The sequence below is a fragment of the Arthrobacter sp. E70 genome, from assembly GCF_058266945.1.
Window position 1 is genome coordinate 137,217 of sequence record NZ_JBYQFR010000004.1, and the last position, 24,667, is coordinate 161,883.

The following is a 24,667-nucleotide window of genomic DNA, read 5'->3' on the forward strand; positions in this document are numbered from 1 at the left end:
ACCGGCGATCTGGCACCGTTCCGGCGTCTTCAGCGAAGTTGCACGTTTGTGCAGGAGCCCCTGCGCGTGCTCCCATGCAGTCCACAGGCCCAAAATGGCTACTCGCCAGTAACAACGCGCTATGTCCCTTGGTCACAGCGGCAGGACGATGACCAGATCCGGGCCTTGAAATTGGCCGCACGTTTGTTCAGATCCGCTGCGGAGGCACGGCAACTTTGCCAGCATGGAAACCCGCGGCCGGAACTGATGGACACCCCCCAAGACCATCAACTCCGGCCGTCCCCAGACAGACGAACAAAGAGGTTTCCATGTCATTCCTTAGCCGCGCCCTGTCCGTTGCCGCTGCTGCGGTCCTTGCTTCCTCCCTGGTTGCAGTTCCCGCCCAAGCCGTCGATATCTCCCCGCCGGGGGCCAACGACTGGTCCTGCAAACCATCAGCTGCACACCCGTATCCGGTGGTCCTGGTTCCGGGAACGTTCGAGAGCATGGAGAAGAACTGGTCCACCCTCTCGCCATATCTCAAGAGCCAGGGGTACTGCGTCTTCGCCCTCAACTATGGCCAGACCAACGGCGTCTATGCCACGGCTCCGGTGGCAGAGTCCGCCAAGGAGCTCGCTCCATTCGTTGATGCCGTCCGCTCCGCCACGGGCTCCCGGCAGGTGGACCTGGTGGGCCACAGCCAGGGCGGCATGATGCCCCGGTACTACATGGGCTTCCTGGGCGGCGCGAAAAATGTCCACCACCTCGTCGGCATCGCGCCTTCCAACCACGGAACCGAAGGGCTGATCCTCCCGCCACCAGACCTGGTGCCCACGCCCGACTACACTGCCGCGGGCTGTGCCGCCTGCGCGGACCAGCAGGCCGGCTCGGCCTTCATGCAGGAGCTCAACTCCATCGGCGACACGGTCGCCGGCCCGTCCTACACCGTCATCTCCACCAAGTATGACGAGGTGGTCATCCCGTACAACAGCCAGTTCCTCAACGGCTCCGCGCGGCAGGTCACCAACATCACCATCCAGGACAAGTGCCCGGCCGACGTCTTCGAGCACGACCAGACACCGAACGATCCCGTGGTGCACCAGTTCGTCGGCAACGCCCTGGCCCAGCCATCGGGTCCCGCAGACCCTGCCTACCAGCCCGTCTGCCTCTAGCTCATCAATCAGACCGGCGGACCGGCTTCGGCTCGCGACCTGCGGGTCAGGCTCCGAGCTGGTCCGCCAGTTCAGTGATGCTTGACGCCACGAGGTCCCAGTCGCCTTCCGGGGCCAGGTCCGCCACCTGGTCGGGGCCGTATTCGGTGGGGCGGGCCACGAACGCCGTGGCCAGCCCGGACTCCCTGGCCGCCTGCAGGTCATTGTTGTGGGCCGCCGCGAGCATCACTTCGCCGGGCTCGAGGTCCAGGAACTCCGCCGTGCGGAGATAGGCCTGGGGCAAGGGCTTGTACGTGCCCGTCATGTCCGAACCGATGATCACATCCCACGGCAGGCCAGCGTTCTTTGCCATGTCCAGCAGCAGCGAGGTGTTGCCATTGGACAGCGGCCCCACGATGTACCGGCGGCGGATCCTGGCCAGGCCCTCCACACTGTCCGGCCAGGGCGGCAGCCGGTGCCAGGATTTGTTCAGCTCCTCCAGCCTCTGCCGTGGCAGCCCGTCCGGATTCACGCCGCAGTGGCGGAGCGCCTGATCCAGGTTTTCGCGGTGGAGGGTGTCCAGCTTCGTGAAGCTGCGGTGTCCGGAGCGGATGGCGTCCATGGCCGGCTGGTAGAGGGCCCGCCAGTGGTCGGCGAAGGCCTCCGCGTCAAGGTCCTGCCCGTGTTCCGTGGCGAAAGCTGCCACTTCCCTTGCCACGCCGGTGCGCCAGTCCACCACCGTCCCGAAGGTGTCGAAGAGGACGGCCCGCACCGGCCCTCCGGTTGATGGTGAACGGTACGGCTGGAATTCCATGAGCTGTCTCCTTCCTGGCTGCCCTGACCGTTAGTCTGGCAGCATGCGAACCGATTTCAGTCCCACGGCGACGTCCGCCCGCGATTTCTACCGGCTGCTCACTGCGGTAGTGGTGCCCCGGCCCATCGCATGGGTGTCGAGCGTTTCCCCGGAGGGTGCTGACAATGTGGCCCCCCACTCTTTCTTCACCGTGGCTTCTACCAATCCGCCCATCGTGCAGTTCACCTCAGTGGGCGAGAAGGATTCGCTGCGCAACATCACCGCGTCCGGAGAATTCGTGGTCAACCTTGCCCCGGCTGCACTTTTGGAGGAGGTCAATGCCACCGGAACCAATTTCCCGCCTCATGTCAGCGAGTTCGACGCCGCCGGCCTGACCCGGGAACCGAGCCTCACCGTGGCCGCGCCCCGCGTCAAGGAATCACCGGCAGTGCTCGAATGCCGCCTCCATTCCGTGCTGCCGATAGGGGACTCCACGCTTGTTTTCGGCGAAGTGACGCATGCCGCCGTGAGCGATGCCGTGCTGGATGGCAGCCATCCGCGGATCGACCTGCTGGAGCCGCTGGCCCGTCTCGGCCTGGACGAGTGGGGCACTCTCGGCGAAATCCAGGACCTCGGCCGGATACGGCTCAAGGACTGGCCGGGCGATTTCCGGCCGAAGGCGTAGGGGCTGGCAAACCCGAACTGCGTGGGAACGAGAATAGGGAAGGGACGCCCGGCATGGACGTCCCTTCCCTGCAGCGGGGCCGCTTAGCCGAGGCCGAGCTGGACGAACAGGAACCAGACCAGAAGCGGCACCACGCCGATCATCGCGATGGCCCACAGCAGCAGTGCACGGAAGAACATCCGCTCGTCCTTGGGCTGGGCGCTGGCCATCAGCAGGGCGCCGCTGGTGGACATGGGGCTGACGTCAACCACTGAGGAGCTGATGGCGATGGCCGTCACCACACCCACAGGCGTGAGCAGGGGGTCCATGGCGATCGGCACGACCACGGGGCTGATGACGCCCAGGGTTCCGGTCGTGGAGGCGAAGGCCGAAACGATGGCCACCACGTAGCTGGCGATCAGGGCGGCGAGGGAGCTGTTGCCCAGGCCCTCGATGCCTTCCTGGAGTTCCTTCAGCGCACCCATTTTCTCCAGCATGCCCACGTAGGTGACGATGCCAGTGACCAGGATGATGGCCGACCACGGCATGCTGTCCACCGCCGGCTTCTGCACGTTGGAGTCCAGGACGATCAGGACCGCGGCGATGACCAGCGAGGCGACTCCCACATCCAGTCCCAGGACGGTGGTGAGCACCAGCAGGGAGGCGATGCCCACCAGCGTGAGGATACGCATGGGGGTTGCGGCCACCTTCTCCGGGCGGGTCCTGGTCCGGGCGGTCACGGAAGTCGGTGCCGGTGCGGTGAGTACGGCCGTTCCGGTGCCGCCGGAACCTGAAACGCGGCCCCCTTCGGGTGCGGCAGCGTCGCCGTCGTTCTTAATGGCATTGCCGGCGTCCGCGTGACCTGCGTCCGCCTTGGCTTCCCGGCGCTTCATGATGGCCTGCACCAGGACATAGGCGATCGCGGCGAGTATGGCGTTGAAGATGAAGCAGTACGCGTAGAGCTTGAACGAATCGTCCGCGGCGCCGGCGCCGTCCAGCATCTTGTTGCCGAGGACGCCGAAGGGGTTGACGGGGGAGAAGGCGCCGGCATTGGCGCCCTGGACGATGACCAGGCCCATGGCCAGGGTGCTGATGCCGAACCGGGTGCCCAGCGCCAGGCCCACCGGGGCGACGATGGCGATGGCGGCGGGGGTGAAGGCACCGGCGGAGGCCAGGGCCGCCGTCAGCAGGAACATCAGGATGGGGACCAGGATCTTCCGGTCGCCGGCGAGCCGTTCAGCCCAGTACGCCAGCAGGTCGATGGTGCCGTTGATCCGCACAATGGCGAAGAGCAGGGTGGCGCCCACCAGGATGAAGAACAGTCCGGCCGGGAACTGCCCGATGACATCCTTGATGGACATCCCGGCCAGGAGGGTGCCCACGCCGAACGCGGCGACCGTGGCCAGCAGTCCGGCGTTGATCTTGGTGAAGGAGCCGACGGCGAAGGCCGCCACCAGCACCAGGAACGCGATGAGTGAAAGCGACATGGTGCCCGCCGCCTACGCGTTCGCCGCGGCCAGGACGCCGGCGCCGGACAGCAGGCTGCCCGCGCCGGTAATGGCGGGTTTGTGGCCCAGGGCCTTGAGGATCTCGTAGGTGGTGGCCGTGGCAGCCGTGATGACCGGGAGGCCCAGTTCGTCCTCCACTGCCTGGACGGCGGCGAGTGACGGCATCTGGACACAGGCGGACAGCACGACGGCGTCAGCGCCTTCGCGCCGCAGGCTGCGGGCCAGCGCGGGCAGGTTCTGCGGGTCAAGGCAGCCGACTTCGAGGTTGTCCGCTACTTCGAGGCTGATGGCATCCAGCACCGTGATGCCCGATCCTTCGATGTAGTCCACCACCATCTTGGTCAGCGACCTCATGTAGGGGGTGATCATGGCCACCTTGCGGGCGCCGATTTCGTGGAGGGTGCGGACCAGGGCGCCGGCGCTGCTGGTGACCGGGGCCGGGTGTCCGTTGCCGGCAGCGGCGTCCGCAATGACCTTTTCGGAGCCCTCGTGGGCTTCCGGGCCCTGGGCCATGACGGCAACGAGGCAGGCGTAGGCAATGACGTCCACGTCGGCGTCGGACACTGCTTCGGCGCACTGGGCTGCCTTGCCCACCATGGCCAGCAGTTCTTCCTTGGTGACCTTCTTCATGCCGGCGCGGGCGGAGTGGAAGGTGTACTTGTGGCCGGTTGCCTCGGCCTGGCGCCGGAACAGTTCCGGTAGTTCGGTCTCCATGGTGGTGTTGGAGCTGGGGACGATCAGTCCCACGCGGCTCATCCCGGGGCGCTTGGGCTCGGGGGCGGTTTCACAGGTTGCTGCGGGGGTGCTCATGGATTCTCCACGTCGTTGTGATGGGGGGGTGGGGTGCGAGTAAACCCATAAAGTGGGTTCGCGTCCCATGATGTGGGTCACTGGAGTAGGATGTCAAATGCATCACGTTCGGGCAGCGCCTGTGGCGTCACTAAGCTGGAGGCTGGCGAAAAAGAGTAAAGGGGCGTTTGGACAGTGGCGAAGGAACCGGGAGCTGGGGCTTCCCCCCTGTTGGTCCTGCACAAGGTGGCGGAGATCCTGGACTGTTTCTCCGTGGAGGAGCCCGAGCCGACGCTGCAGCAGATCATCCGCAAGACAGGCCTGCCGTCCAGCACCTGCCAGAGGCTGGTTCAGAACATGCTCCGTGAAGGATTCCTGGACCGCGACGGCGACCGGTACCGGATCGGGATCGGGCTGGTCCGATGGGCTACCCCGGGGACGTTCGGACTGGACGTGGTCCGGTTGGTGAAGCCGGTCCTGCAGCAGTTGCGGGACGAAACTGGTGAAACTGCCTGCCTGTATGTGCGCGACGGGGCGTTCCGGACCATCGTTGCGGTGGCCGAGACGCGGCATGTGGTGATGCGGCCGTTCATGGTGGGCATGGTCATGCCGCTGCACGCCGGCGCCCCCGGCAAGGTATTCCTGGCCTTCGACCCGGGCGCTTGGGATGCCTTGGACGAGCAGGGGCTCGAGGGCTTCACGCCCGATACGCCGGTGTCCCTGGAGACGCTGCGGGAGCAGGCTGCCGTTGCCCGCGAACAGGGGTATTTCGCAGCCTTCGGGGAGCGCAACCAGGACGTGGGCTCCATCAGCGCGCCGGTCTTCGACCACGCGGGACGGCTTGCATGCGCCATTGGCCTGGGGTTCCCTACCCAGCGGATCGGGCCGGCAGATGTTGAGCGGCTGGGGCCGGTGGTAGCCCGGGCGGGGCTGGAGGCCAGCCGTGCACTGGGGTACGACAGCAGCCAAGCCGCCGGTCTGTGACGGGGGCTGGATCTACAGCCGGCACACGCATAGCAGCAGTCGGGCAGATGCGGCAGCTGCTGCCATGGGCGCTAGCTGTGCTCAGCTGGCGCGGGTGGCGCTGTTGCGCACAACGAGGGTCGGCGGGATGGGCGTGCGGTCCACGTCCCGTCCTTCCATCGCACCGAGAAGCACTTCCATGCTCATCAGCGCCAGGGCGTTAAAGTCCTGGCGCACGGTGGTCAGGGGCGGCAGGAAGTAGTCCGACCCTTCGATGTCGTCGAAGCCCACGATGCTGACATCGTCCGGGACGCGAATGCCGTTTTCGGCGAAGGCGCGTATGACCCCCAGGGCCGTGTGGTCGCTGGCGGCGAAGATGGCCTGGGGGATCTTGTTCTCCCGGACGAGCCGGAGGCCGGTCTCGTAGGCCCACCGGGGGCTCCAGTCACCCTCAAGGCACAGGCCGGGCTTGAGCCCGGCGTCGCGGAGCGTGGCCTCCCAGCCGCGCTTGCGCACCCGTCCGTCGAACCAGTCCATGGAGCCGGCGAGGTGGGCGATGTCCGTGTGGCCCAGGTCGATGAGGTGCTGGGTGGCCAGCCGTGCCCCGAGTTCCTGGTTTTCGGAGTATGTGAAGACGTTCGGGGTGGATGATGCTCCGGCCGCGATCATCTCCACCGGCACGCGGAAAGACGCATTCCAGACGGCCGCTGCCATCTCCACGAGAGGGGCAATGACAATGATTCCCCCCACGCCGGTATCGTCCAAGGTGTCCAAGGCTGCCTGCACGGACTCTTCGTCGGGTTTCTCGACACTGATGACGGTGGTGGCGTAGCCCTTCTTGCGGGCGACGTTCTCGAGGGCCATGAGTGTCCCCACCGGGCCGAACCGCGGGGAGCCGTCGGAGAGGATGCCGATGGAGGTTGACCGGCTGGTGACCAGCGCGGTGGCTGCCCGGTTCCGGCGGTACCCGATGTCCTTGATGACCTGCAAAACCCGCTGGCGCGTGGCTGCGCTCACGTCCGGTGCGTCATTGAGTACCCGCGAGACTGTTCCGAAAGAGACCCCGGCCACCTGGGCCACATCATTGATAGTGGGCTTCCGGCGCACCGGGGCATCCCGTAGCTTCTCGTTCGCCTCGCGGGGAACCGCCGTGCCTGCCACGTTCTCTCCTGTCTTGCACCTCCCGGACCGAACCAATGGGTTCCGTGCGTTTTCAATCTTACGTCGGCGGACGACCCGAAGAGCCCGAACCATCCGGCCGTGTGATGTTTGACACCCGCGTCCGTAAACGTTTACGATGATCTCCGTAAACGTTCACGATACGGTCGTAAACGCTTACGGAGGTTAATCCATTCAACGAGGAAAGGAGCGGGATGGCTGACAGCATCGTCCACGCACTCGCGCTCGATCCCAGCGCGGGGCTTCGAAATGTCGACGAGGCCCAGTGGTCACATCTGGAAGAGCTCCTGAGGGATACCGCGCCCAACGAACTCGCAGCCGCTGTCCGCACCTTCGTTTCTGCCGGCTCCTCGGCAGTCGTGGGAATCTTCGATGGCAACCTCCTCTGGGCCAGCCTGGTTGTTTCCGTGGACACCTCCGGCGCACCCGCGTCCGTGTCCACCCTTGACGGCCCGGCAACCCAAACGGGCGGGGACATGGCCAAAGCCGCGGGCGAAGCGGTGCGGTGGCTCCAAGCCCACCAAGGGCCCTGTTCCCTGGGCCTTTTCGTCGACAAAGTGCATGCAGAGGCGCTCCTGAAAGCTTCAGACAAAGCCGCCGCTCTACGCACAGCCTCGGCCGCCGGCGGACTCGTCCTCTCACCGGTTCCCCCTGCCCTGGCAGTAGCGCTCGCCTGAAACACCCCACGCTCCACCCCATCCATCCACCCAAAAGCACTGGAGAACAATGATGATCCGCAGGCTTCCCATCGTGGCCCTGGCCGCAGCCTTGTCACTTTCCGTCGCGTCCTGCAGCAGTTCAACTACGGCCTCGTCAAACGCCCCCGACGCCGGCGTTTCCGAAAAGGCCCAGCAGGCCCTGGACAAGATCAAGGGGCAGGTCCTGAGCAAGGGCCCCAACGGCGAGTCGCCCTCACCAGCTTCCGTCGCTGATCTGACCCCCGACGAGATCCAGAAGGTCAAGGGACTCAACGCCAAAGCGGCAATCGTGATGCACTATGGCGGCAACGACTGGGCCACGGCCCAGGTAAATGGTCTGAAGAGCGAACTTGAGAAGCTGGGCATCAAGGTCATCGCCACAACCGACGCGAACTTCAAGCCGGACAAGCAGGTCTCGGACATCGAGACCGTCATGACGCAGGATCCGGACATCATCGTCTCCATCCCCACGGATCCTGTGGCCACCGCCTCCGCGTACAAGAAAGCGGCGGACGCCGGCACGAAGCTCGTCTTCATGGACAACATCCCCCAGGGGCTTACCGCCGGCAAAGACTACGTCTCTGTTGTTTCCGCTGACAACTATGGCAACGGCGTGGTCTCTGCCCACCAGATGGCCAAAGCGCTCGGTGGCAAGGGGAAGATCGGGATTGTCTTCCACCAGGCTGACTTCTTCGTGACCAAGCAGCGCTACGACGGTTTCAAGGAAACGATTAAGAAGGAATACCCGGACATCCAAATCGTCGAGGAAAAGGGCATTGCCGGTCCGGACTTCGCGGGAGACGCCCAGGCTGCTGCGAACGCCATGCTGAGCAAGTACGCCGATCTGTCCGGCATCTGGGCGGTGTGGGACGTTCCCGCAGAGGGTGTCATGGCTGCGGCCCGTGCCGCCGGCCGCCCCGATCTGAAAATCGCCACGGAGGACCTCGGCAAGAATGTCGCCATCGCCTTGGCCAAGGACGAACTCGTCGTCGGCCTCGGAGCGCAGGTTCCGTTCGACCAGGGTGTTACAGAGGCACGGCTCGCTGCCGGCGCGCTTATCGGCAAGCAGGCCCCCGCCTACGTGGCCCTGAGTGCCCTCCCGGTTGACCACTCCAACGTCCTGGAAGCCTGGAAGCAGGTCTACCACGAGGACGCCCCCAAGGACATCCAGGACTCCTACAAGAAGTAGCCAGACCCGACGGCGCGGGGGTCCCACCCCCGCGCCGCTCCGAAAGGGCAACAATGAACACCTCAGACAACGTTGTCGAGATGCGCTCGATCTCCAAGGGCTTCAACGGCGTTTCCGTGCTGAAGGACGTCGCCTTCGACGTCCGCAAAGGCGAGGTCCACGCGCTCGCGGGCGGCAACGGGGCCGGGAAGTCCACGCTCATGAAGATCCTCCAGGGCGTCTACCAGGCAGATGCCGGCGAGATCCGCATTGGAGGCAAGCCGGCCGCCATCAACTCGATCCAGGACGCGAAGGCAGCCGGGATTGGAATGGTCTTCCAGGAATTCAGCCTGGTGCCGAGCCTGACCGTTGCACAGAACATCTTCCTTGCGGCGGAACCGCTGGGGGCGGGACGGCTCATCGACGACCGTGAGGCGGTGAAGCGGGCCAGGGAAGTCTTCTCCGAGATGGAGGTCGACGTCGACCCCCGCGCCCAGGTCTCACGGCTCGGCACCGCCTACTGGCAGCTGACCGAGATTGCCAAGGCCCTGGCCCAGAACGCCCAGGTCCTGATCATGGACGAACCCACGGCCAGCCTGGCGCGGCACGAGTCAGAGGCACTGTTCGAACTGATCGACCGCCTCAAGCAGCGCGGCATCTCGATCATCTACATCTCCCACCGGATGGACGAGGTGTACAGGCTCGCGGACCGTATCACCATCCTCCGCGACGGCCGCCACCTCCTCACCGCGCCACTGACGGACGTCACTCCCGAGCAGATCGTTGAAGGCATCGTCGGCAAGAAGATCGAGGGCCAGCTGTCCTACCGTGCGCGGGACCATGTGGCCCACGACGGCGCGCCCCTGCTGGAAGTCCGCGGGCTTAGTGCCGGGAACCGGGTGCGGGACGTTTCCTTCACGCTGCGGCCCGGCGAAATCCTCGGCCTGGCGGGGCTGATGGGAAGCGGACGCACCGAGCTGGCCCGGGCCCTCTTCGGCATCGACAAAGTGGACAGCGGGGAAGTCCTCTTGCGGGGCAAGAAAGTCAACCTAGCCTCGCCACAGCAGGCCATCGATGCCGGCGTGGCCCTTATTCCGGAGGACCGCAGGGCCCAAGGCCTCGTCCTTGAGCACTCCGTCCAGGACAACCTTCTGCTGCCACTGCTCGGCCAGATCCAGCGGGGACCACTCCTGGACGGAGCCAAAGGCAAGGAGTTGTCCTCTTCTTTGATCCGGAAGTTCGCCGTGAAGGTCGCCCACCCGCACCGGCCGGTGCGGCTCCTCTCAGGCGGCAACCAGCAGAAGGTGGTCATCGCCAAGTGGCTGGGCACCGACCCGGACATCCTGATCCTGGACGAGCCAACGGCCGGCGTGGACGTCGGCACCAAAAGCGAAATCCTGGACATGATCCGTGATCTGGCAAGTGCCGGCAAAGCAGTCATCGTCATCTCCTCCGAGTACCCCGAACTACTCGCGGTCAGCGACCGCGTCCTCGTCCTCAAGGACGGCTCCATCATCCGCGACATTCCCCGCAGCGAGATCGCTGATGAGGAATATCTCCAACTTGCAGTCCAGGGAGTCTGAACAGTGAGCAAGGCAAACACCATCGCGCCCCGGGACACCGCGGCCCGCAATTTCGGCACCGTCCTGAAAGAACTCGACTGGCGACGCTACGTCATCTACATCGGCTTCGTCGTCGTCTTCCTTTTCTTCGCCATCCTGCTGCGCGACCAGGGCTTCCTGTCGCCGAACAACCTGCTGAACATCTTCCGGCAGACCGCCACCATCACCGTCATCGCCGTGGGCATGACCTACGTGATCGCGTGCGCGGAGATCGACCTGAGCGTCGGATCCGTGGCTGGCCTCTCCAGTGTCTGCACTGCGATGGCGCTGTCCCAGTGGGGCCTGGTACCGGGCATCCTCGCAGGCCTCGCCGTCGGGCTCGTGGTCGGATCAATCAATGGCGCCCTTGTCAGCCTCCTCGGCATCCCATCCTTCCTGGTGACGCTCGGCATGCTGGGCATAGCCGTTGGTGTCGCCCAATGGATCACCGCCTCGGCGCCCCAGCCGATCCTGAACGACACCTTCAACATGCTGTTCGGATCCGGCAACTTCGGCCCGGTTCCAGGACTGGTTGTCTGGAGTGCCATCTTTGTTGCCATCGGCGCCGTCGTACTGAACCGCACCAGGTTCGGCCGCCAGGTCCTGGCTACGGGAGGCAACCGCAACGCCGCGGAGTTCACCGGAATCAACACCAAGCGCATCAAATTCCAGGTCCTGCTCATCTCGGGCATGGTGGCAAGCGTGGCCGGGATGCTCTACGCCGGCCGCCTCCAGTCCGGCCGGTTCCAGTGGGGATCGGGAGACGAACTCTCCGCCATCGCCGCCGTCATCCTGGGCGGAACCAGCCTCTTCGGAGGATTCGGCTCCATCATCGGCACCCTCTTCGGCGCCCTGCTGATTGGCCTGATCAACAACGGACTGATCCTTGCCGGACTCGACAGCAGCCAACAGCAGGTGGTCCGCGGCGCCATCATCATCCTGGCCGTCGCCCTGGCCCGGAAGAAATAGCACCAAAAACTCTGAACCCTTCTTCGGCACTTGAAAGGCGGAAGCAATGAAACTTGGTTACTGTTCCATCACCTGGGGCGGCGTGGTGGGCCACGCCCAGGGCGTAACGAGCGTCAAGGACCTCTTTTACCTGACGCACGGGTCCATGAAAAATGCCGTCCGGGACATCGCGTCCGTGGGCTACGAGGGTGTTGAGATGTTCGACGGCAACCTCGCCGAATACGCGGAGAAGCCGGATGAGCTCAGGGAAATCCTCAGTACCGCGGGGGTATCCCTGACGAGCGTCTACACCGGTGCGAACTTCATCTACGCCGACATCCTCCCCGACGAGCTGCACCGGATCCACCGGGCCGCGGAACTTGCTGCGGGCTTCGGCGCGGAGCGGCTTGTAGTGGGCGGTGGTGCACGGCGCGCGGCCGGAACCACTGAAGAGGACTACCTCCGCCTCGGCAAGGCCCTCGACAGCGTCACGGACATTGCCGAAAGCTTCGGGCTGTCGGCGAGCTACCACCCCCACCTGAGCACGATCGTCGAAAGCCCGGAGGAGCTGGACAAGCTCATGCCGCTGACCCGCATCGGCTTCTGCCCGGACACCGCCCACCTGGCAGCAGGCGGAGCAGACCCGGCCGCAGTCATCCGGAAGTACCCGGACCGGATCCAGCATGTCCACCTCAAGGACTTCCAGCACGACCCGTTCAACTTCCTTCCCCTCGGCGAAGGCGAACTCGATTTCCCGGACATCATCGCCGCCATCCGGGAAAGCGGATACGACAGCTGGCTCATGGTCGAACTCGACGGCTACGACGGTGACCCGAAGGCCGCTGCCGAAATCAGCAAAAAGTACCTCGAAAAACTCCTCTGACCCTTTGAACCACGGGACGCCGCACCAGGCGCCGCCCGAACATTCCGGAAGGAACAAGATTCACATGCAGAACCTCAACGTCGGCCTCATCGGAGGCGGCTTCATGGGCAAGGCCCACTCCCTGGCATACGCAGCGATGCCCATGTTCTTCTGGCCGGCACCGGCGCTCCCGGTCCGCAAGGTCATAGCCGAGGCCAACCCGGACCTCGCTGCCGAGGCGGCCCGCCGCTTCGGCTTCGAGAACTCCACCTCGGACTGGCGCAGCATCATCGACGACCCGGACATCCACGTCGTGGACATCGCCACGCCCAACCACCTCCACGCCGAGATCGCCATCGCCGCCGCAGAAGCGGGCAAGCACATCATCTGCGAAAAGCCCCTGGCCCGCACGGGCGAGGAATCCAAGGCCATGTACGACGCCGTCAAGGACAAGAACCTCGTCCACATGGTTGCCTTCAACTACCGCCGCACCCCCGCCGTCGCACTGGCAAAAAAGTACATCGAAGAAGGCGCCATCGGCCGCGTCCTGAACTTCCGGGGCACCTACCTGCAGGACTGGAGCGCAGACCCCAACTCCCCGCTGTCCTGGCGGTTCCAGAAGTCCATCGCAGGTTCCGGCGCCCTGGGCGACATTGCAACCCACGTCATCGACATGGCCCGTTACCTCGTCGGTGAGTTCAGTGCCGTCAATTCCGTCCTGTCCACCTGGATCCCGGAGCGCCCGCTGCAGACCGGCGGGGCCGACGCACTCGGCAACGTACGGGGCGGCGAGGGCCCGCGTGGCGAAGTTGATGTGGACGACGAGGTGATGACGATGATCCGCTTCGCCAATGGGGCCGTGGGATCCCTTGAGGCGACGCGCAACGCGTACGGACGGAACAACTACATCACCTTCGAAATCCACGGAACCGAAGGGAGCATCGTCTTCAATTACGAACGACGCGATGAGCTCCAGGTCTGCTTCGCCTCCGACCAAGGAGACCGCCGCGGATTCCGCACCGTTTACACCGGGCCGGCGCATCCCTACGGCGAAGGCCTCTGGCCCATCCCTGCTCTCGGCGTCGGATACGGGGAAACCAAAATCATCGAAGCCTACGACTTCTTCAAAGCCATTGCTGAAGGCGGAAGTGTCAGCCCCAATTTCGCAGACGGCTACCAGACGGCCCTCATCGACGACGCGATTGTCGAATCTGCTGCCAAAGAATCGTGGGTGGAAGTTCCTCAGATCACGGGTTGATCTTCGGGGGAGGGGCGGTAAGGAACCGTCCCTCCCATTGGTCGCCGGCAGCCCTGCACGATGTGTGAGTCAGGACTGGAACTGCTGCATCACGGAGAGGTGGCCGGCACGGGCCGACACCAGGCATTTGGCCAGGTAGAACGGCCGGTTGCCGTGCCGGACGTACTGCGTCAGCACCAGGACCGGGTCCGATGGGCGGAGGTCCAGCAGCTTCGCGCGGCTGGGGCCAACCTGGCTGAGGCTGATCTGGCACTCTCCCGGTCCGGCCAGCCGGCCCAGCTGGTTGTTCAGCGTGGCAAGCAAGGTGGCGCCGCCGTCGTCCTCGATCTCAAGAGGCGCGGCGGCGCCCTTGCCGAAGCTGACCGGCTGGGCGGTGACGTTCTCCTGCAGGTGGGCGATGGCCTCACCGTCCCGGATCAGCACCGATTCCCAGAGCCAGCATTCAGTGCCGGGGTCCACGCCGATGCCGGGGGCGACGAATTCGGAGGCCGCCTGCCGAAGCGCCTGCGTGCGCTTTACCTCGAGGGTCTTCCCGGGGCCGCCGAGGACTTCCTCGAACGGCCGGATACGTTCGATGCCTATGCGGGGGAGCGTATCCGAGACGAAGCGTCCCACGCCGCGGCGGGCCCTGATCAGGCCGTCCTCCTCAAGGAGCATGAGGGCTTCGCGGACCACCGTGCGGCTGACCTTCATGTCGGCACCGAGCTCGGTTTCGGTGGGGATCATGGAACCGGGGGTGAGAAGGCCATTGCGGATGGCCTCGGCGATGCGCGAATAAACCGCCACGCGTAAGGGCGAGCCGGGCTGGGCTGCCACCGGTTGGGACAGGAACCGGGCGGCGTCCTGGTGCACGATTGGCCTCGCTCTATTAGTGGCTAGTTTTGGACTTCCAGCCTAGAACAAGTAGCACTTGTTTGTTGGACAAGCGGCATCCGATGGGTCGACCTGGCCCCACCGAATGGGACACACCTTCCAGCGGAAACCCGCCTAAGCGCGGAGCGGCTGGCGCTCGCCCGCACGGGGAGATGTCCGCGCTACGCGCAGCCGGACGGCAGAAGAGTTACCGGGTCACCACGCTCTACACCACCCTCGCCCCCTGTGCCATGTGTGCGGGAACCATTATCCAGTTCAAAATCCCCCGCGTGGTGGTGGGGGAGGCACGCACGTTCGACGGCGAGCTGGAGCTTCTGCGGTCACGCGGGGTTGAGGTGGTGGTCCTGGATGATCAGCGCTGCGTGGACATGATGCGCACGTTCCAGGCCGACAACGCCGGCCTGTGGGCTGAGGACATCGCCGAGTAGCCTCGGCTCATTGTTGCCCCGCGCGGGCAGCCGTTCACACGCCGTAGAAGTTCTTGCGCGCCTCAGCGTAGCGCTCCCGGACTCCGATGCCCCAGTCGCCTTCTGGCTCGTAGGAGGCTTCGATGCCGCGCTTCCAGTCCGGAAGCTCTCCCGTGGCTGCCCATGCGGCCTGCTTCGCTGCGCCGAGTGCGACGTACTCCCTGCTCGCCGGGACCTCGACAGGCAGGTTGAAAATGCTCGCCGCCGCTTGTCGGAGGGCCTGCGATTTGGAACCTCCGCCAATGAGGAGGACCTTGTCCGGGGTGCCGCCGGACTGCTTCATGACGTCGATGGCGTCGGCCAATGAATTGAGTACGCCAAGCACCGAGGCGCGGGCAAGGTTCTCCGGCGTCATGTTGCTTCTGGTAAGGCCGGCCAGGCTTCCGCTTGCATGCGGGAGGTTGGGACTCCGTTCGCCGTCGAGATACGGAAGGAACGTGAGGCCGCCGGCGTCGCTACCTGCATCGAGCGCCAGCGCATCCAGTTGTGCCAGGCTGACGCCAAGCATGGACGCGGTTGCAGCCATGACCCGGGCGGAATTAAGCATGGCAAGCAAGGGCAGGTGGCCGCCGGCGGCGTCCGCGAATCCAGCGATTGTGCCGCTCTGGTCCGGGATGGGTGAGTGCGTGGTGCTGAAGACGGTTCCGGATGTACCAATGGAAACCACCACCTCTCCAGGACGAAGGCCCAGTCCCAAAGCTGCCGCCGCATTGTCGCCGGCGCCGGCGGCGAGCACGGCGCCGTCAATGCCCCATCCGTTCCGTACCGTTCCTGCCCGCTCATGCGATGCGACAACCCGCGGAAGGTGTGGAACGCGCCCGAAGAAGCGCTCAAGCAGGTCTGTCCGGTAGCTGTCCGTAAGCGGAGAGAAATAGCCGGTGCCGGACGCGTCGCTGCGGTCAGTGGTGAATTCGCCGCCCAGGGTTCCGTTCAGCCAGTCGTGGGGGAGGACAACCTGGTCTACGCGGTCCGCCAGCTCCGGCTTGTTCTGCGCGAGCCAAGCGAGTTTGGAGATGGTGAAGGACGCCACAGGAACCAGGTTGACGGCGTCAACCCATGCTTCCTGGCCCAGCTCGTCCCGGAGTCTTTCCGCGTCCGCTGCGCTGCGGGTGTCATTCCACAGCAGCGCATCGTGGACGGGGGTGTCCGTGTTGTCGAGCGCCACCATCCCGTGTTGCTGCGCGCCGACGCCCACCCCGGCAACGGAACCGCCCAAGCGCTCAACGCCGGCGGCATGCCAGGCCTCGTGCAACGCGGACGTCCAGATGCGGGGGTCGACGGCGGTCCGGTCGGGGTGGGCCGCCGCGCCGGAAGCAACAACACCGCCGCTGTGTGCGTCCACCGCGAGGACCTTGCAGGACTGTGTGGAGGAGTCTACCCCGACCACAATGCTCATTGACTGTTCTCCTCATCCATTAGGTCAGCAAGGGCCCGGGCCAGCGGGATATCAACGATCAGCGTGGTCACGAAACCGGCCCTGGCCACCGCCCGCACCGCATTTGCGCGTGCTGTTCCGTGCGAGACCGCGATGACCTTGGGGGTACGCTGCAACTGCTTGACCGTGACGGCGATGATTTGTTCATCCAGCCCCGTTTCGACCGGGACGCCCGCTGCGTTGAGCAGCCGGCCCGAGCATTCCGCGACGGCGCCGGCGTCCACGGCTGCCTCGCGCATCTCCGCTTCGGCCCGGTCCCAAACTGTGGAGCTCCCGCTCTTCCAGGCGCCGATGGCCACCACCGCCAGGTCGAGCGAATCCGCCTTCGCCAGGGCGCCTGCGATCTCCGGCTGGCGCCGGAGGCCGGCCGCCGTCGTCGGGTCTTCCACTACCAGCGGCGACCATAGCGGCCAGGTGAGCCCGCCGCTCAGGTGCCCCAGCCGCTGGATCAGCTCGAGCGGATTGCTGTCCCCTTCTGTGGGCAGTGCCCCCGCGAGCTGGACGATGTCGCACCGGGGGAGCTCCCTGACGAGCATCGAAGCCACGTCCAGGATGCGCGACCACGACATCCCGAGCGTCCCGCCCGCGGGAGCCTGCCGCGTAACCTCGGCGGCGGCTGCTTTGGCCAGGATGCCGCGGGCTTGGTTCTCATCGCCCGAGGTGGAGTCTGCCACGATCACTTCGCGGATCCCCAGCCAGGATTCCAGTCTGCGGATCTCCGTGGCCGAGATGTGGGACGGATAGTGCACCTTGATTTCCACAATGCCGCGCTCACGGGCTTCGGTGAGCAGCCGTGCCACCTGGAATCGCGAAATGTCATGACTCACCGCAATTTCTACCTTGGACCGGTTCTCCAGGTAATACTCGCTGCTCACGCGGGCCAGAAGTTCCTCATGGGAATGCTCGGACATGGTGCTCACCTCTTCTCCGTCGATCATTTGAGTCCCTCGTCTTGCTCAAACGAGTATATATGACTAGAGTCACAATGCAGATGAGCAAGTAGACGCGCTCATATGAGCGTCCGCTTCATCCCGACTTTTGAGCACAAAGGAGTTCTTATGCGTCCCACGATGCGCGCGGCCTCGATGGCTGCCGGCGTCCTGTGCATTGCACTTGCTGCCTCGGCCTGCGCCGGTGCCGGCGGAGGATCCGCTGCTAACGACCCGGACAGCATCAACGTCCTGATGGTGAACAACCCCCAGATGGAGGACCTGCAGCGGCTGACCGCGGAGAATTTCACCCGGAAGACGGGCATCAAGGTCAACTACACTGTGCTGCCCGAGAACGACGTCCGGGCCAAGATTAGCCAGGAGTTCTCCAGCCAGGCCGGCCAGTACGACGTCGCGTCGCTGTCCAACTACGAGATCCCCTTCTTCGCGGCCAACGGCTGGCTTGCACCGCTGGACAGCGTGGCGAAGGACCCGAAGTTTGACCAGGCCGACATCCTGCCGGCCTATACGGCCTCCCTCACCGGCGAGGACGGCAAGTTGTATGGCGAACCGTTCTATGGGGAGTCCTCCTTCCTGATGTACCGGAAGGACATCCTGGAGGCCAAGGGCCTGACCATGCCGGAGAAGCCCACATGGGACGAGGTGGCGGACGTAGCTGCCAAGGTGGACGGCGCGGCCCCGGGTATGAAGGGAATCTGCCTGCGCGGCCAGCCAGGCTGGGGCCAGGTTTTCGCCCCGCTGACCACCGTGGTGAACACGTTCGGCGGCACCTGGTTCGACAAGGACTGGAACGGCCAGGTCAGCTCCCCTGAATTCACCGAGGCCGTGGAGTTCTACACCAAGCTGGTCCGTGAGCATGGCGAACTCGGTGCAGCCCAGGCCGGCTTTACCGAGTGCCTGAACAACATGGGCCAGGGCAAGGTGGCAATGTGGTACGACGCCACTTCGGCGGCAGGAGCCCTGGAATCCGAGGCCTCGCCGGTGAAGGGAAAGATCGGTTACGCGCAGGCCCCGATCAAGGAAACCAAATCCTCCGGCTGGCTGTGGACATGGTCCTGGGCCATGCAGGCTGCCTCCAAGAAACAGGAAGCCGCGGGGAAGTTCATCGCTTGGGCCAGCTCCAAGGACTACGAGGAACTGGTCGCCGCCAAGCTCGGCTGGGCGAAAGTTCCCTCCGGAAAGCGCATCTCCACCTACGAGAACACCGAGTTCCAGAAGGCCGCACCGTTCTTCGAGGCCGAACGCTTCGCCATCGAAAACGCAGACCCGAAAAACCCGGGAGCGCAGGAACGCCCCGCCGTCGGCATCCAGTTTGTAGGCATCCCCGAGTTCGCTGCCCTGGGCACAAATGTCTCCCAGGGCATCAGCTCCGCCATCGCTGGCCAGGGCACCGTGGCCGAAGCGCTGGCAAAGGGCCAGGAAGCCGCGCAAAAAGTCGGCAACAAGTACAAGCAGCCCTAACAGAACTGCAGGAGAACATCATGACTACCGCAACGGCGCGCATCTCCCGCCCGGGACGCAATGCAGCCACCCCCTCACGAAGCACCCGGCCGCGAAGCAGCCGGCAGCGGGAACGCGCCCTGGCCTGGGCAAGGCGTGCACCGCTGCTGCCTGCCCTGGTCTTCCTCATTGTTGTCACCCAGCTTCCGTTCGTGGTGACGCTGATCATCTCGTTCATGAACTGGAACAGCCTGAGCCCGAACAAGACAGCCTTCGCCGGCGTCGAGAACTACGTCACGGTCCTCTCGGATCCGGACCTGCGGCAGGCGATCTTCACGACCATCCTGCTCACGGTCTCCGTGGTCCTGGCCAGCCTGCTCGTTGGCCTGGGCCTGGCCCTGCTGCTGGATAAGAAATTCATCGGTCGTGGTTTGGCACGGACCCTGCTGATCGCACCGTTCCTGGTGGTTCCCGTCGCCGCCGCCCTCATCTGGAAGCACGCCCTTCTCAACCCCGTGTACGGACTGGTCAACGGCACCCTGACGTGGGCCTGGTCCCTCTTCGGCAGCGCCACGCCGCCGCAGCTGGACCTCCTGTCCCAGACACCACTGTTGGCAGTCATCGTCTCGCTGGTCTGGCAGTGGACGCCGTTCATGATGCTCATCCTGCTGGCGGGCCTGCAGTCCCGCCCCATGGACACCGTGGAAGCGGCCCAGATGGACGGAGCCACCCCGTGGGCCATCTTCCGGCATCTGACGCTGCCGCACCTGCGCCAGTACCTGGAACTGGGTGGCCTGCTGGGAGCGATCTACATCGTGCAGAACTTCGACGCAGTGTTCACCCTCACCGCGGGTGGACTTGGGACGGCCAATCTTCCCTACGCCGTGTACCAGACCTTCTACTTCGCCAACGAATACGGACTGGCGTCGGCCGCCGGCGTCGTGGTGGTCATCGGCACCATCCTGGTGGCCACGTTCGCGCTCCGCACCGTCTTTTCACTCTTCAAGAAGGAGGCAACACGATGAGCACCCTTACGGCGCCCCGCAACGCCCACCACCACACCACGGCCGGACACGACGGCGCTTCCCGCCGCCGTTCCGGAAGGTTCCGGGGCAAGGCACGCATGGATCCCACCCGGAACAACACCGCTGCCGGTGTGGGCGCCTGGCTCCTCGCCCTGCTCTTCGCCGCGCCGGTCCTGTGGATGATCCTGACCTCCTTCCACTCCGAAACCGACGCCGCCACCAACCCGCCGTCGATCGCGGCGGACCTCACCCTGGACGCCTACAAGGAATTCTTCGGGGAAACCTCCGGCGTCAGCCCCTGGCCCGCCCTGATCAACTCCGCCACCGCCTCCGTCCTGTCCACCGTCCTGGTGCTGGTCCTGGCCATCCCCGCCGCGTACGCGCTGTCCATCCGGCCGGTGAAGAAGTGGACGGACGTGATGTTCTTCTTCCTCTCCACCAAGATGATGCCCGTGGTGGCTGCGATCCTGCCGCTCTACCTCTTCGCCAGGACCGTGGGTGCCCTGGACAACATCTGGTTCCTGATCCTCATGTACACCTCGATGAACCTGCCCATCGCGGTGTGGATGATGCGCTCCTTCCTCGCCGAAGTGCCGGAGGAAATGCTGGAGGCAGCCCAGATCGACGGCGCCAAGCTCCTGCTGATCCTCCGCAAGATCATCGCTCCGGTCGCGATGCCCGGCATCGCCGCGACGGCCCTGATCTGCTTCATCTTCAGCTGGAACGAACTGCTCCTTGCCCGGGTCCTCACGGGCGTGGTGGCGGGCACCGCCCCGGTGTTCCTCACCGGCTTCGTCTCAGGCCAGGGTCTGTTCCTCGCCAAAGTCTGCGCGGCCGCCGTCGTCATTTCGCTGCCTGTGCTGTTCGCCGGCTTCGCCGCCCAGGACAAACTCGTCCAGGGGCTCTCGCTCGGCGCAGTGAAATAGCCGGCTCCGCCACCCCACCGGCACCTTCTCCTTCGATTCCTGAGGATCACCAACGATGACAACATCAACCACGCAATATTCCGCGCCCGGACAGCGGCACCTGCCACCCACCATGCGGGCAGCTGTCTTGAGGAGCCAAGGCGACATGGCAATGGAAACCCTGCCCGTTCCCCGGCTGGAGCCCGACCAGGTCCTGGTGCAGGTGGCCGCCGTCGGCGTTTGCGGCAGCGATGTCCACTACTACGACCACGGCCGGATCGGCGACTACGTGGTGGACCATCCGCTCATCCTGGGCCACGAACTCTCCGGCCGGATCGCTGCCGTGGGCAGCGCCGTTGACCCTGCCCGCATCGGCAAGCGGGTCGCCATCGAGCCGCAGCGTCCCTGCCGCAAGTGCAACCAGTGCAAAGCCGGCCGCTACAACCTCTGCCCGGACATCGAGTTCTACGCAACGCCCCCGGTGGATGGTGCCTTCGCCGAGTACGTCACCATCCAGTCCGACTTCGCCTACGACATCCCGGACAGCGTCAGCGACGAGGCCGCCGCGCTGATCGAACCCCTCTCCGTAGGCCTCTGGGCCTGTGAGCGCGCCGGGATCAAGCCCGGCAGCCGGGTCCTGATTGCCGGCGCCGGTCCCATCGGCATCATCGCCGCCCAGGCTGCCCGTGCGTTCGGCGCCACCGAAATCCACATCAGCGACATCTCCGAGGACCGGCTCGGGTTCGCACTCGAGCACGGGGCCACGCACGCCCTGAACGCACGGACAGACAGGGTGGAAGGGCTCGACGTCGATGCCTTCATTGACGCTTCCGGCGCACCGCAGGCTGTCCGTTCCGGCATCAAAGCCGTCGCGCCCGCCGGCCGGGTGATCCTCGTCGGTCTCGGTGCGGACGACGTCGAACTCCCCGTCTCGTACATCCAGAACCGCGAAATCTGGCTTTCCGGCGTGTTCCGCTACACCAACACCTGGCCGCTGGCGATCAAGCTCATCGCGGACGGAAAGGTGGACCTGGACGTCCTGGTCACCGGCAGGTTCGCACTCGCCGAAGCAGAGGAAGCGCTCAAGGCCGGCAAACAACCCGGCCAGCTCAAAGCCATTGTCTACCCGGGCCGCTGACGGTCCGCCCTGAAAGGAAAAAGCACATGCAACCGCTCAGCACTTCAACACTGGCAGAACTCCCGGCAAACTTGGGCACGCCATCCTACGACCGCTCGGCCCTGACCGCGGGGATCGTCCATTTCGGCGTCGGCGGCTTCCACCGCGCCCACCAGGCCATGTACCTGGACCAGCTGATGAACGCCGGCATGGCGCACGACTGGGCAATCTGCGGGGTGGGTGTGCTGCCCGGCGATGCCCGCATGAAGCAGGTCATGGACCAGCAGGACTGCCTGTACACGCTGGTGGTGAAGAACCCGGACGGTACGCGGGAGGGCCGGGTCATCGGATCAATCATCGAGTACCTCTTCGCCCCGGACGGCCCCGAGGAAGTCATCGAGAAGATGGCGTCCGACGCCGTCCGGATCGTATCCCTGACCGTCACGGAGGGCGGGTACAACTTCCACCACGTCACCGGCGACTTCGACGCCGACAACCCGGACGTGGTCCACGACCTCCAGCCGGGTGCCGCGCCGCGCACCACCTTTGGGCTCATCACCGAAGCCCTGCGCCGTCGTCGTGAACGCGGACTGGAGCCCTTCACCATCATGTCCTGCGACAACATCCAGGGCAACGGCGACGTCGCGCGCAGGATGTTCACCGCTTTTGCCGAGCTCAAGGACCCGGAGTTCGGCCCCTGGGTGGCCAGCAACGTGTCCTTCCCCAACAGTATGGTGGACCGCATCACCCCCGTCACCACCGACGAGGACCGGGAGGCCATCGCCGCGGAATTTGGTGTGCAGGACGGGTGGCCCGTGGTCTGCGAGCCCTTCGAGCAGTGGGTCCTCGAAGACAATTTCAGCCTGGGCCGGCCGCCGTTCGAAAAGGCGGGCGTCCAGCTCGTGGACGACGTGGAACCCTATGAGCTGATGAAGCTGCGGCTCCTCAACGCAAGCCATCAGGGCATGTGCTACTTCGGCTACCTGGCCGGCTACCGCTACGCCCATGAAGTGGCGCAGGACCCGGTGTTCGCACAGTTCCTGCTGGACTACATGGACAAGGAAGCAACGCCTACGCTGCACCCGGTGCCGGGAATCGACCTCGACACCTACAAGCGCACCCTTATTGAGCGGTTCTCCAACGAATATGTCCGTGACACCTTGGCCCGCCTCTGTGCCGAGAGCTCCGACCGGATCCCCAAGTGGCTCCTGCCCTTGGTCCGCATCAACCTCGAGAACGGCGGAGAGATCCGCCGGTCTGCGGCGATCGTTGCCAGCTGGGCCCGTTATGCGGAAGGGGCGGACGAGCAGGGCAGCCCGATCGAGGTGGTGGACAGGCTCAAGGACACCGTGATGACCGCCGCCGCGCGCCAGCGCCAGGAGCCGCTGTCCTTCATTTCAAACCGGGATGTTTTCGGCGACCTCATCGACGACGCCCGATTTGTTGCCGCCTACTCCGACGCCCTCGCCGACCTGCACCAGCACGGCGCCGTGCAGACCTTGCGGAACCTCCAGGCCTGACACCAACGCGGGGGAGAGCGTCCGCGGCCACGCGCTCGACTCCGGGCCGCACGGGATGAGGCGTGGCCACGTCCTTGTCAGGAATTTCCCCCGGGAGCAAACTAGGCCTACGGAATCCTTGGGGCGTGGCAGGGCGGGAAGCCATGGACGGGCCTGGTGCCAGGAATGAGTTCATCGTCGTCAGCGGGGAGGCGGCGGGGAACAGGCTTGTGATTCCGCATGGTGAGGTCACCGTGGGCAGCCAGGACGGCTCCCGGCTCCGCCTGCCGGCCTACGGTGTCAGCCGCCATCATGCCCTCCTGAGTTCCGTCGATGGCCGCACCATCCTCACGGACCAGCAGTCCCGGAACGGCAGCTGGGTGAACGGGCACCGCATCACCTCGCCCACGGAACTTGCTCACGGGGACCTGGTCCAGTTCGGCGAGGTCAGCTTGCGGTTCATCGACAGGAATGCCGACGGCGGTCCGTCCGGGCAGGGCGGCGGTCAGCCCCGGGAGGGCGCCGGCAAGGACGCCGCGAAGCCGGGCCCGCAGCAGCCCAAGGAGCGGCTGGGAACGGCGCTGATGTTCGCCGCGGGTATCAACGTCGTCGGGCTCCTGGGGAACAGCCTCACCTCCTTCCTCACCGAACTGACGCCCACCTGGACTTGGTTCCTGACCCCGCTCGTCGGCCTGCTGGTTGCCCTGGCCATCGAAATGCTCGGGTTTTACCGGAAGGGCCAGGCCGCCGCCAGGCAGCAGCCCGGCGGCCACGGCCACGCGTCCCAGGCCGGGCCGCGGGCGGAGGTCCAATACGGCCCCCGGCCCGTGCCCCAGGCAGAGCACCGGCGGCCGCTGGCCGCCACGGTGCTGTTGTTACTGTTGCTGCTCGGCGGCGGCGGCTGGCTGGTCACCGCGGGGGCGAGCTACGCCGTCGGCTACTTCTCCGGCAACGAAAGCGGCGTGCAGCGCCTGGAGCGCCAGGTAGTGGCTGACGCGCAGGGGGTCAGGGCGACCATCCTGGGCGTCCAGAGCACGGCGCACTTCACCCGGGCCGAGATCCTGGTGAACAACGGGACCACCAGCACCATCACCCTGCCGCTGTTCCAGAACGCGATGCTCACGGGACCGGACGGCACCACGTATGACGCGGATTCGTTCCGCAGCAACTGGCAGCCCCAGATACCGCCCGGCAGCCAGCGCAAGGGAACCCTCAACTTCGAAAGCCAGCTGCCCGAAGGCGCAACAGTGGTGTCGCTGAGCTTCGCCACGGTCTTTGTCCAGGGCTTTGACGGCCCCAGGACCATTACGGTTCCGGACATCCGCCTGAAGCCGCTGGCCGAGGGGGAACCGGCAGCGCAAAGCCACCAGGATGCTGGCCGGTAACCCGTTGCCG

Annotated in this window: 22 protein-coding genes and 1 pseudogene; 16 read left to right on the forward strand and 7 right to left on the reverse strand. The window is 65.4% G+C overall.

Annotated features, from left to right (window positions below):
* Positions 1 to 308 precede the first annotated feature (308 nt).
* A complete protein-coding gene (locus AC3IMC_RS06275) occupies positions 309 to 1,151 on the forward strand; it encodes an esterase/lipase family protein (RefSeq protein WP_490917537.1) in 843 nt (280 codons plus the stop codon).
* Between the two features lie 46 nt (positions 1,152 to 1,197).
* Here the strand turns inward: AC3IMC_RS06275 and AC3IMC_RS06280 are convergent, their stop codons facing one another.
* Positions 1,198 to 1,944, reverse strand: coding sequence for a haloacid dehalogenase type II (locus AC3IMC_RS06280; protein ID WP_490917538.1), 747 nt, complete (start codon positions 1,942 to 1,944; stop codon positions 1,198 to 1,200).
* A 43-nt stretch (positions 1,945 to 1,987) separates the two neighbouring features.
* Between AC3IMC_RS06280 and AC3IMC_RS06285 the strand changes: the two genes are divergently transcribed.
* A complete protein-coding gene (locus tag AC3IMC_RS06285) occupies positions 1,988 to 2,608 on the forward strand; it encodes a flavin reductase family protein (protein WP_490917539.1) in 621 nt (206 codons plus the stop codon).
* A gap of 83 nt (positions 2,609 to 2,691) precedes the next feature.
* Here AC3IMC_RS06285 and AC3IMC_RS06290 read toward each other — a convergent pair whose 3' ends face one another.
* Complete coding sequence (locus AC3IMC_RS06290; protein ID WP_490917540.1) at positions 2,692 to 4,074, reverse strand: SLC13 family permease; 1,383 nt, start codon at positions 4,072 to 4,074, stop codon at positions 2,692 to 2,694.
* Between the two features lie 12 nt (positions 4,075 to 4,086).
* Entirely contained in the window at positions 4,087 to 4,905 is an 819-nt protein-coding gene (locus tag AC3IMC_RS06295; RefSeq protein ID WP_490917541.1) for a maleate cis-trans isomerase family protein, read from the reverse strand.
* Positions 4,906 to 5,079: 174 nt separating this feature from the next.
* Here AC3IMC_RS06295 and AC3IMC_RS06300 point away from each other — a divergent pair, with 174 nt between their 5' ends.
* The gene (locus AC3IMC_RS06300) at positions 5,080 to 5,868 is read left to right on the forward strand and encodes an IclR family transcriptional regulator (RefSeq protein ID WP_490917542.1); all 789 of its coding nucleotides are present in this window, start codon (positions 5,080 to 5,082) and stop codon (positions 5,866 to 5,868) included.
* An 81-nt stretch (positions 5,869 to 5,949) separates the two neighbouring features.
* Here AC3IMC_RS06300 and AC3IMC_RS06305 read toward each other — a convergent pair whose 3' ends face one another.
* Positions 5,950 to 7,008, reverse strand: a complete 1,059-nt coding sequence (locus AC3IMC_RS06305; protein WP_490917543.1) for a LacI family DNA-binding transcriptional regulator — start codon at positions 7,006 to 7,008, stop codon at positions 5,950 to 5,952.
* Positions 7,009 to 7,220: 212 nt separating this feature from the next.
* Here AC3IMC_RS06305 and AC3IMC_RS06310 point away from each other — a divergent pair, with 212 nt between their 5' ends.
* From AC3IMC_RS06310 to AC3IMC_RS06335, 6 genes are all read left to right on the forward strand, one after another.
* Positions 7,221 to 7,703 (forward strand): hypothetical protein, encoded by a 483-nt coding sequence (locus tag AC3IMC_RS06310; protein ID WP_490917544.1) that lies wholly within the window; start codon positions 7,221 to 7,223, stop codon positions 7,701 to 7,703.
* A gap of 49 nt (positions 7,704 to 7,752) precedes the next feature.
* On the forward strand, positions 7,753 to 8,913 hold the full coding sequence (locus AC3IMC_RS06315; RefSeq protein ID WP_490917545.1) for a substrate-binding domain-containing protein: 1,161 nt from the start codon (positions 7,753 to 7,755) through the stop codon (positions 8,911 to 8,913).
* A 53-nt stretch (positions 8,914 to 8,966) separates the two neighbouring features.
* On the forward strand, positions 8,967 to 10,475 hold the full coding sequence (locus tag AC3IMC_RS06320; protein ID WP_490917546.1) for a sugar ABC transporter ATP-binding protein: 1,509 nt from the start codon (positions 8,967 to 8,969) through the stop codon (positions 10,473 to 10,475).
* A 3-nt stretch (positions 10,476 to 10,478) separates the two neighbouring features.
* Positions 10,479 to 11,462, forward strand: coding sequence for an ABC transporter permease (locus tag AC3IMC_RS06325; protein WP_490917547.1), 984 nt, complete (start codon positions 10,479 to 10,481; stop codon positions 11,460 to 11,462).
* 46 nt (positions 11,463 to 11,508) lie between these two features.
* Positions 11,509 to 12,324, forward strand: a complete 816-nt coding sequence (locus tag AC3IMC_RS06330) for a sugar phosphate isomerase/epimerase family protein (protein ID WP_490917548.1) — start codon at positions 11,509 to 11,511, stop codon at positions 12,322 to 12,324.
* A 64-nt stretch (positions 12,325 to 12,388) separates the two neighbouring features.
* Positions 12,389 to 13,561, forward strand: coding sequence for a levoglucosan dehydrogenase (locus AC3IMC_RS06335; RefSeq protein ID WP_490917549.1), 1,173 nt, complete (start codon positions 12,389 to 12,391; stop codon positions 13,559 to 13,561).
* 69 nt (positions 13,562 to 13,630) lie between these two features.
* Here the strand turns inward: AC3IMC_RS06335 and AC3IMC_RS06340 are convergent, their stop codons facing one another.
* Entirely contained in the window at positions 13,631 to 14,413 is a 783-nt protein-coding gene (locus AC3IMC_RS06340) for a GntR family transcriptional regulator (protein WP_490917550.1), read from the reverse strand.
* Between the two features lie 158 nt (positions 14,414 to 14,571).
* On the opposite strand from AC3IMC_RS06340, the pseudogene AC3IMC_RS06345 reads away from it, so the two are divergent.
* Positions 14,572 to 14,862: pseudogene (locus AC3IMC_RS06345) on the forward strand (deaminase); the annotation flags it as partial.
* A gap of 34 nt (positions 14,863 to 14,896) precedes the next feature.
* Here the strand turns inward: AC3IMC_RS06345 and xylB are convergent.
* A complete protein-coding gene (gene xylB / locus AC3IMC_RS06350) occupies positions 14,897 to 16,297 on the reverse strand; it encodes a xylulokinase (RefSeq protein WP_490917551.1) in 1,401 nt (466 codons plus the stop codon).
* Complete coding sequence (locus AC3IMC_RS06355) at positions 16,294 to 17,274, reverse strand: sugar-binding transcriptional regulator (RefSeq protein WP_490917552.1); 981 nt, start codon at positions 17,272 to 17,274, stop codon at positions 16,294 to 16,296. The genes xylB and AC3IMC_RS06355 overlap by 4 nt, the downstream gene beginning before the upstream one ends.
* Positions 17,275 to 17,394: 120 nt before the next feature.
* On the opposite strand from AC3IMC_RS06355, the gene AC3IMC_RS06360 reads away from it, so the two are divergent.
* The 6 genes from AC3IMC_RS06360 (at position 17,395) to AC3IMC_RS06385 (ending at position 24,657) form a co-directional block, all read left to right on the forward strand.
* Positions 17,395 to 18,747 carry an ABC transporter substrate-binding protein gene (locus AC3IMC_RS06360; RefSeq protein ID WP_490917553.1) on the forward strand — a complete coding sequence of 451 codons (1,353 nt, stop codon included), beginning with the start codon at positions 17,395 to 17,397 and terminating at the stop codon, positions 18,745 to 18,747.
* Positions 18,748 to 18,767: 20 nt separating this feature from the next.
* The gene (locus AC3IMC_RS06365; RefSeq protein WP_490917554.1) at positions 18,768 to 19,751 is read left to right on the forward strand and encodes a carbohydrate ABC transporter permease; all 984 of its coding nucleotides are present in this window, start codon (positions 18,768 to 18,770) and stop codon (positions 19,749 to 19,751) included.
* Complete coding sequence (locus AC3IMC_RS06370; RefSeq protein WP_490917555.1) at positions 19,748 to 20,677, forward strand: carbohydrate ABC transporter permease; 930 nt, start codon at positions 19,748 to 19,750, stop codon at positions 20,675 to 20,677. Before AC3IMC_RS06365 ends, AC3IMC_RS06370 begins: the two co-directional genes overlap by 4 nt.
* 55 nt (positions 20,678 to 20,732) lie before the next feature.
* Entirely contained in the window at positions 20,733 to 21,794 is a 1,062-nt protein-coding gene (locus AC3IMC_RS06375) for an NAD(P)-dependent alcohol dehydrogenase (protein WP_490917556.1), read from the forward strand.
* Between the two features lie 26 nt (positions 21,795 to 21,820).
* Positions 21,821 to 23,293, forward strand: coding sequence for a mannitol dehydrogenase family protein (locus AC3IMC_RS06380; RefSeq protein ID WP_490917557.1), 1,473 nt, complete (start codon positions 21,821 to 21,823; stop codon positions 23,291 to 23,293).
* Positions 23,294 to 23,418: 125 nt separating this feature from the next.
* The gene (locus AC3IMC_RS06385; protein ID WP_490917558.1) at positions 23,419 to 24,657 is read left to right on the forward strand and encodes an FHA domain-containing protein; all 1,239 of its coding nucleotides are present in this window, start codon (positions 23,419 to 23,421) and stop codon (positions 24,655 to 24,657) included.
* Positions 24,658 to 24,667: the final 10 nt, after the last annotated feature.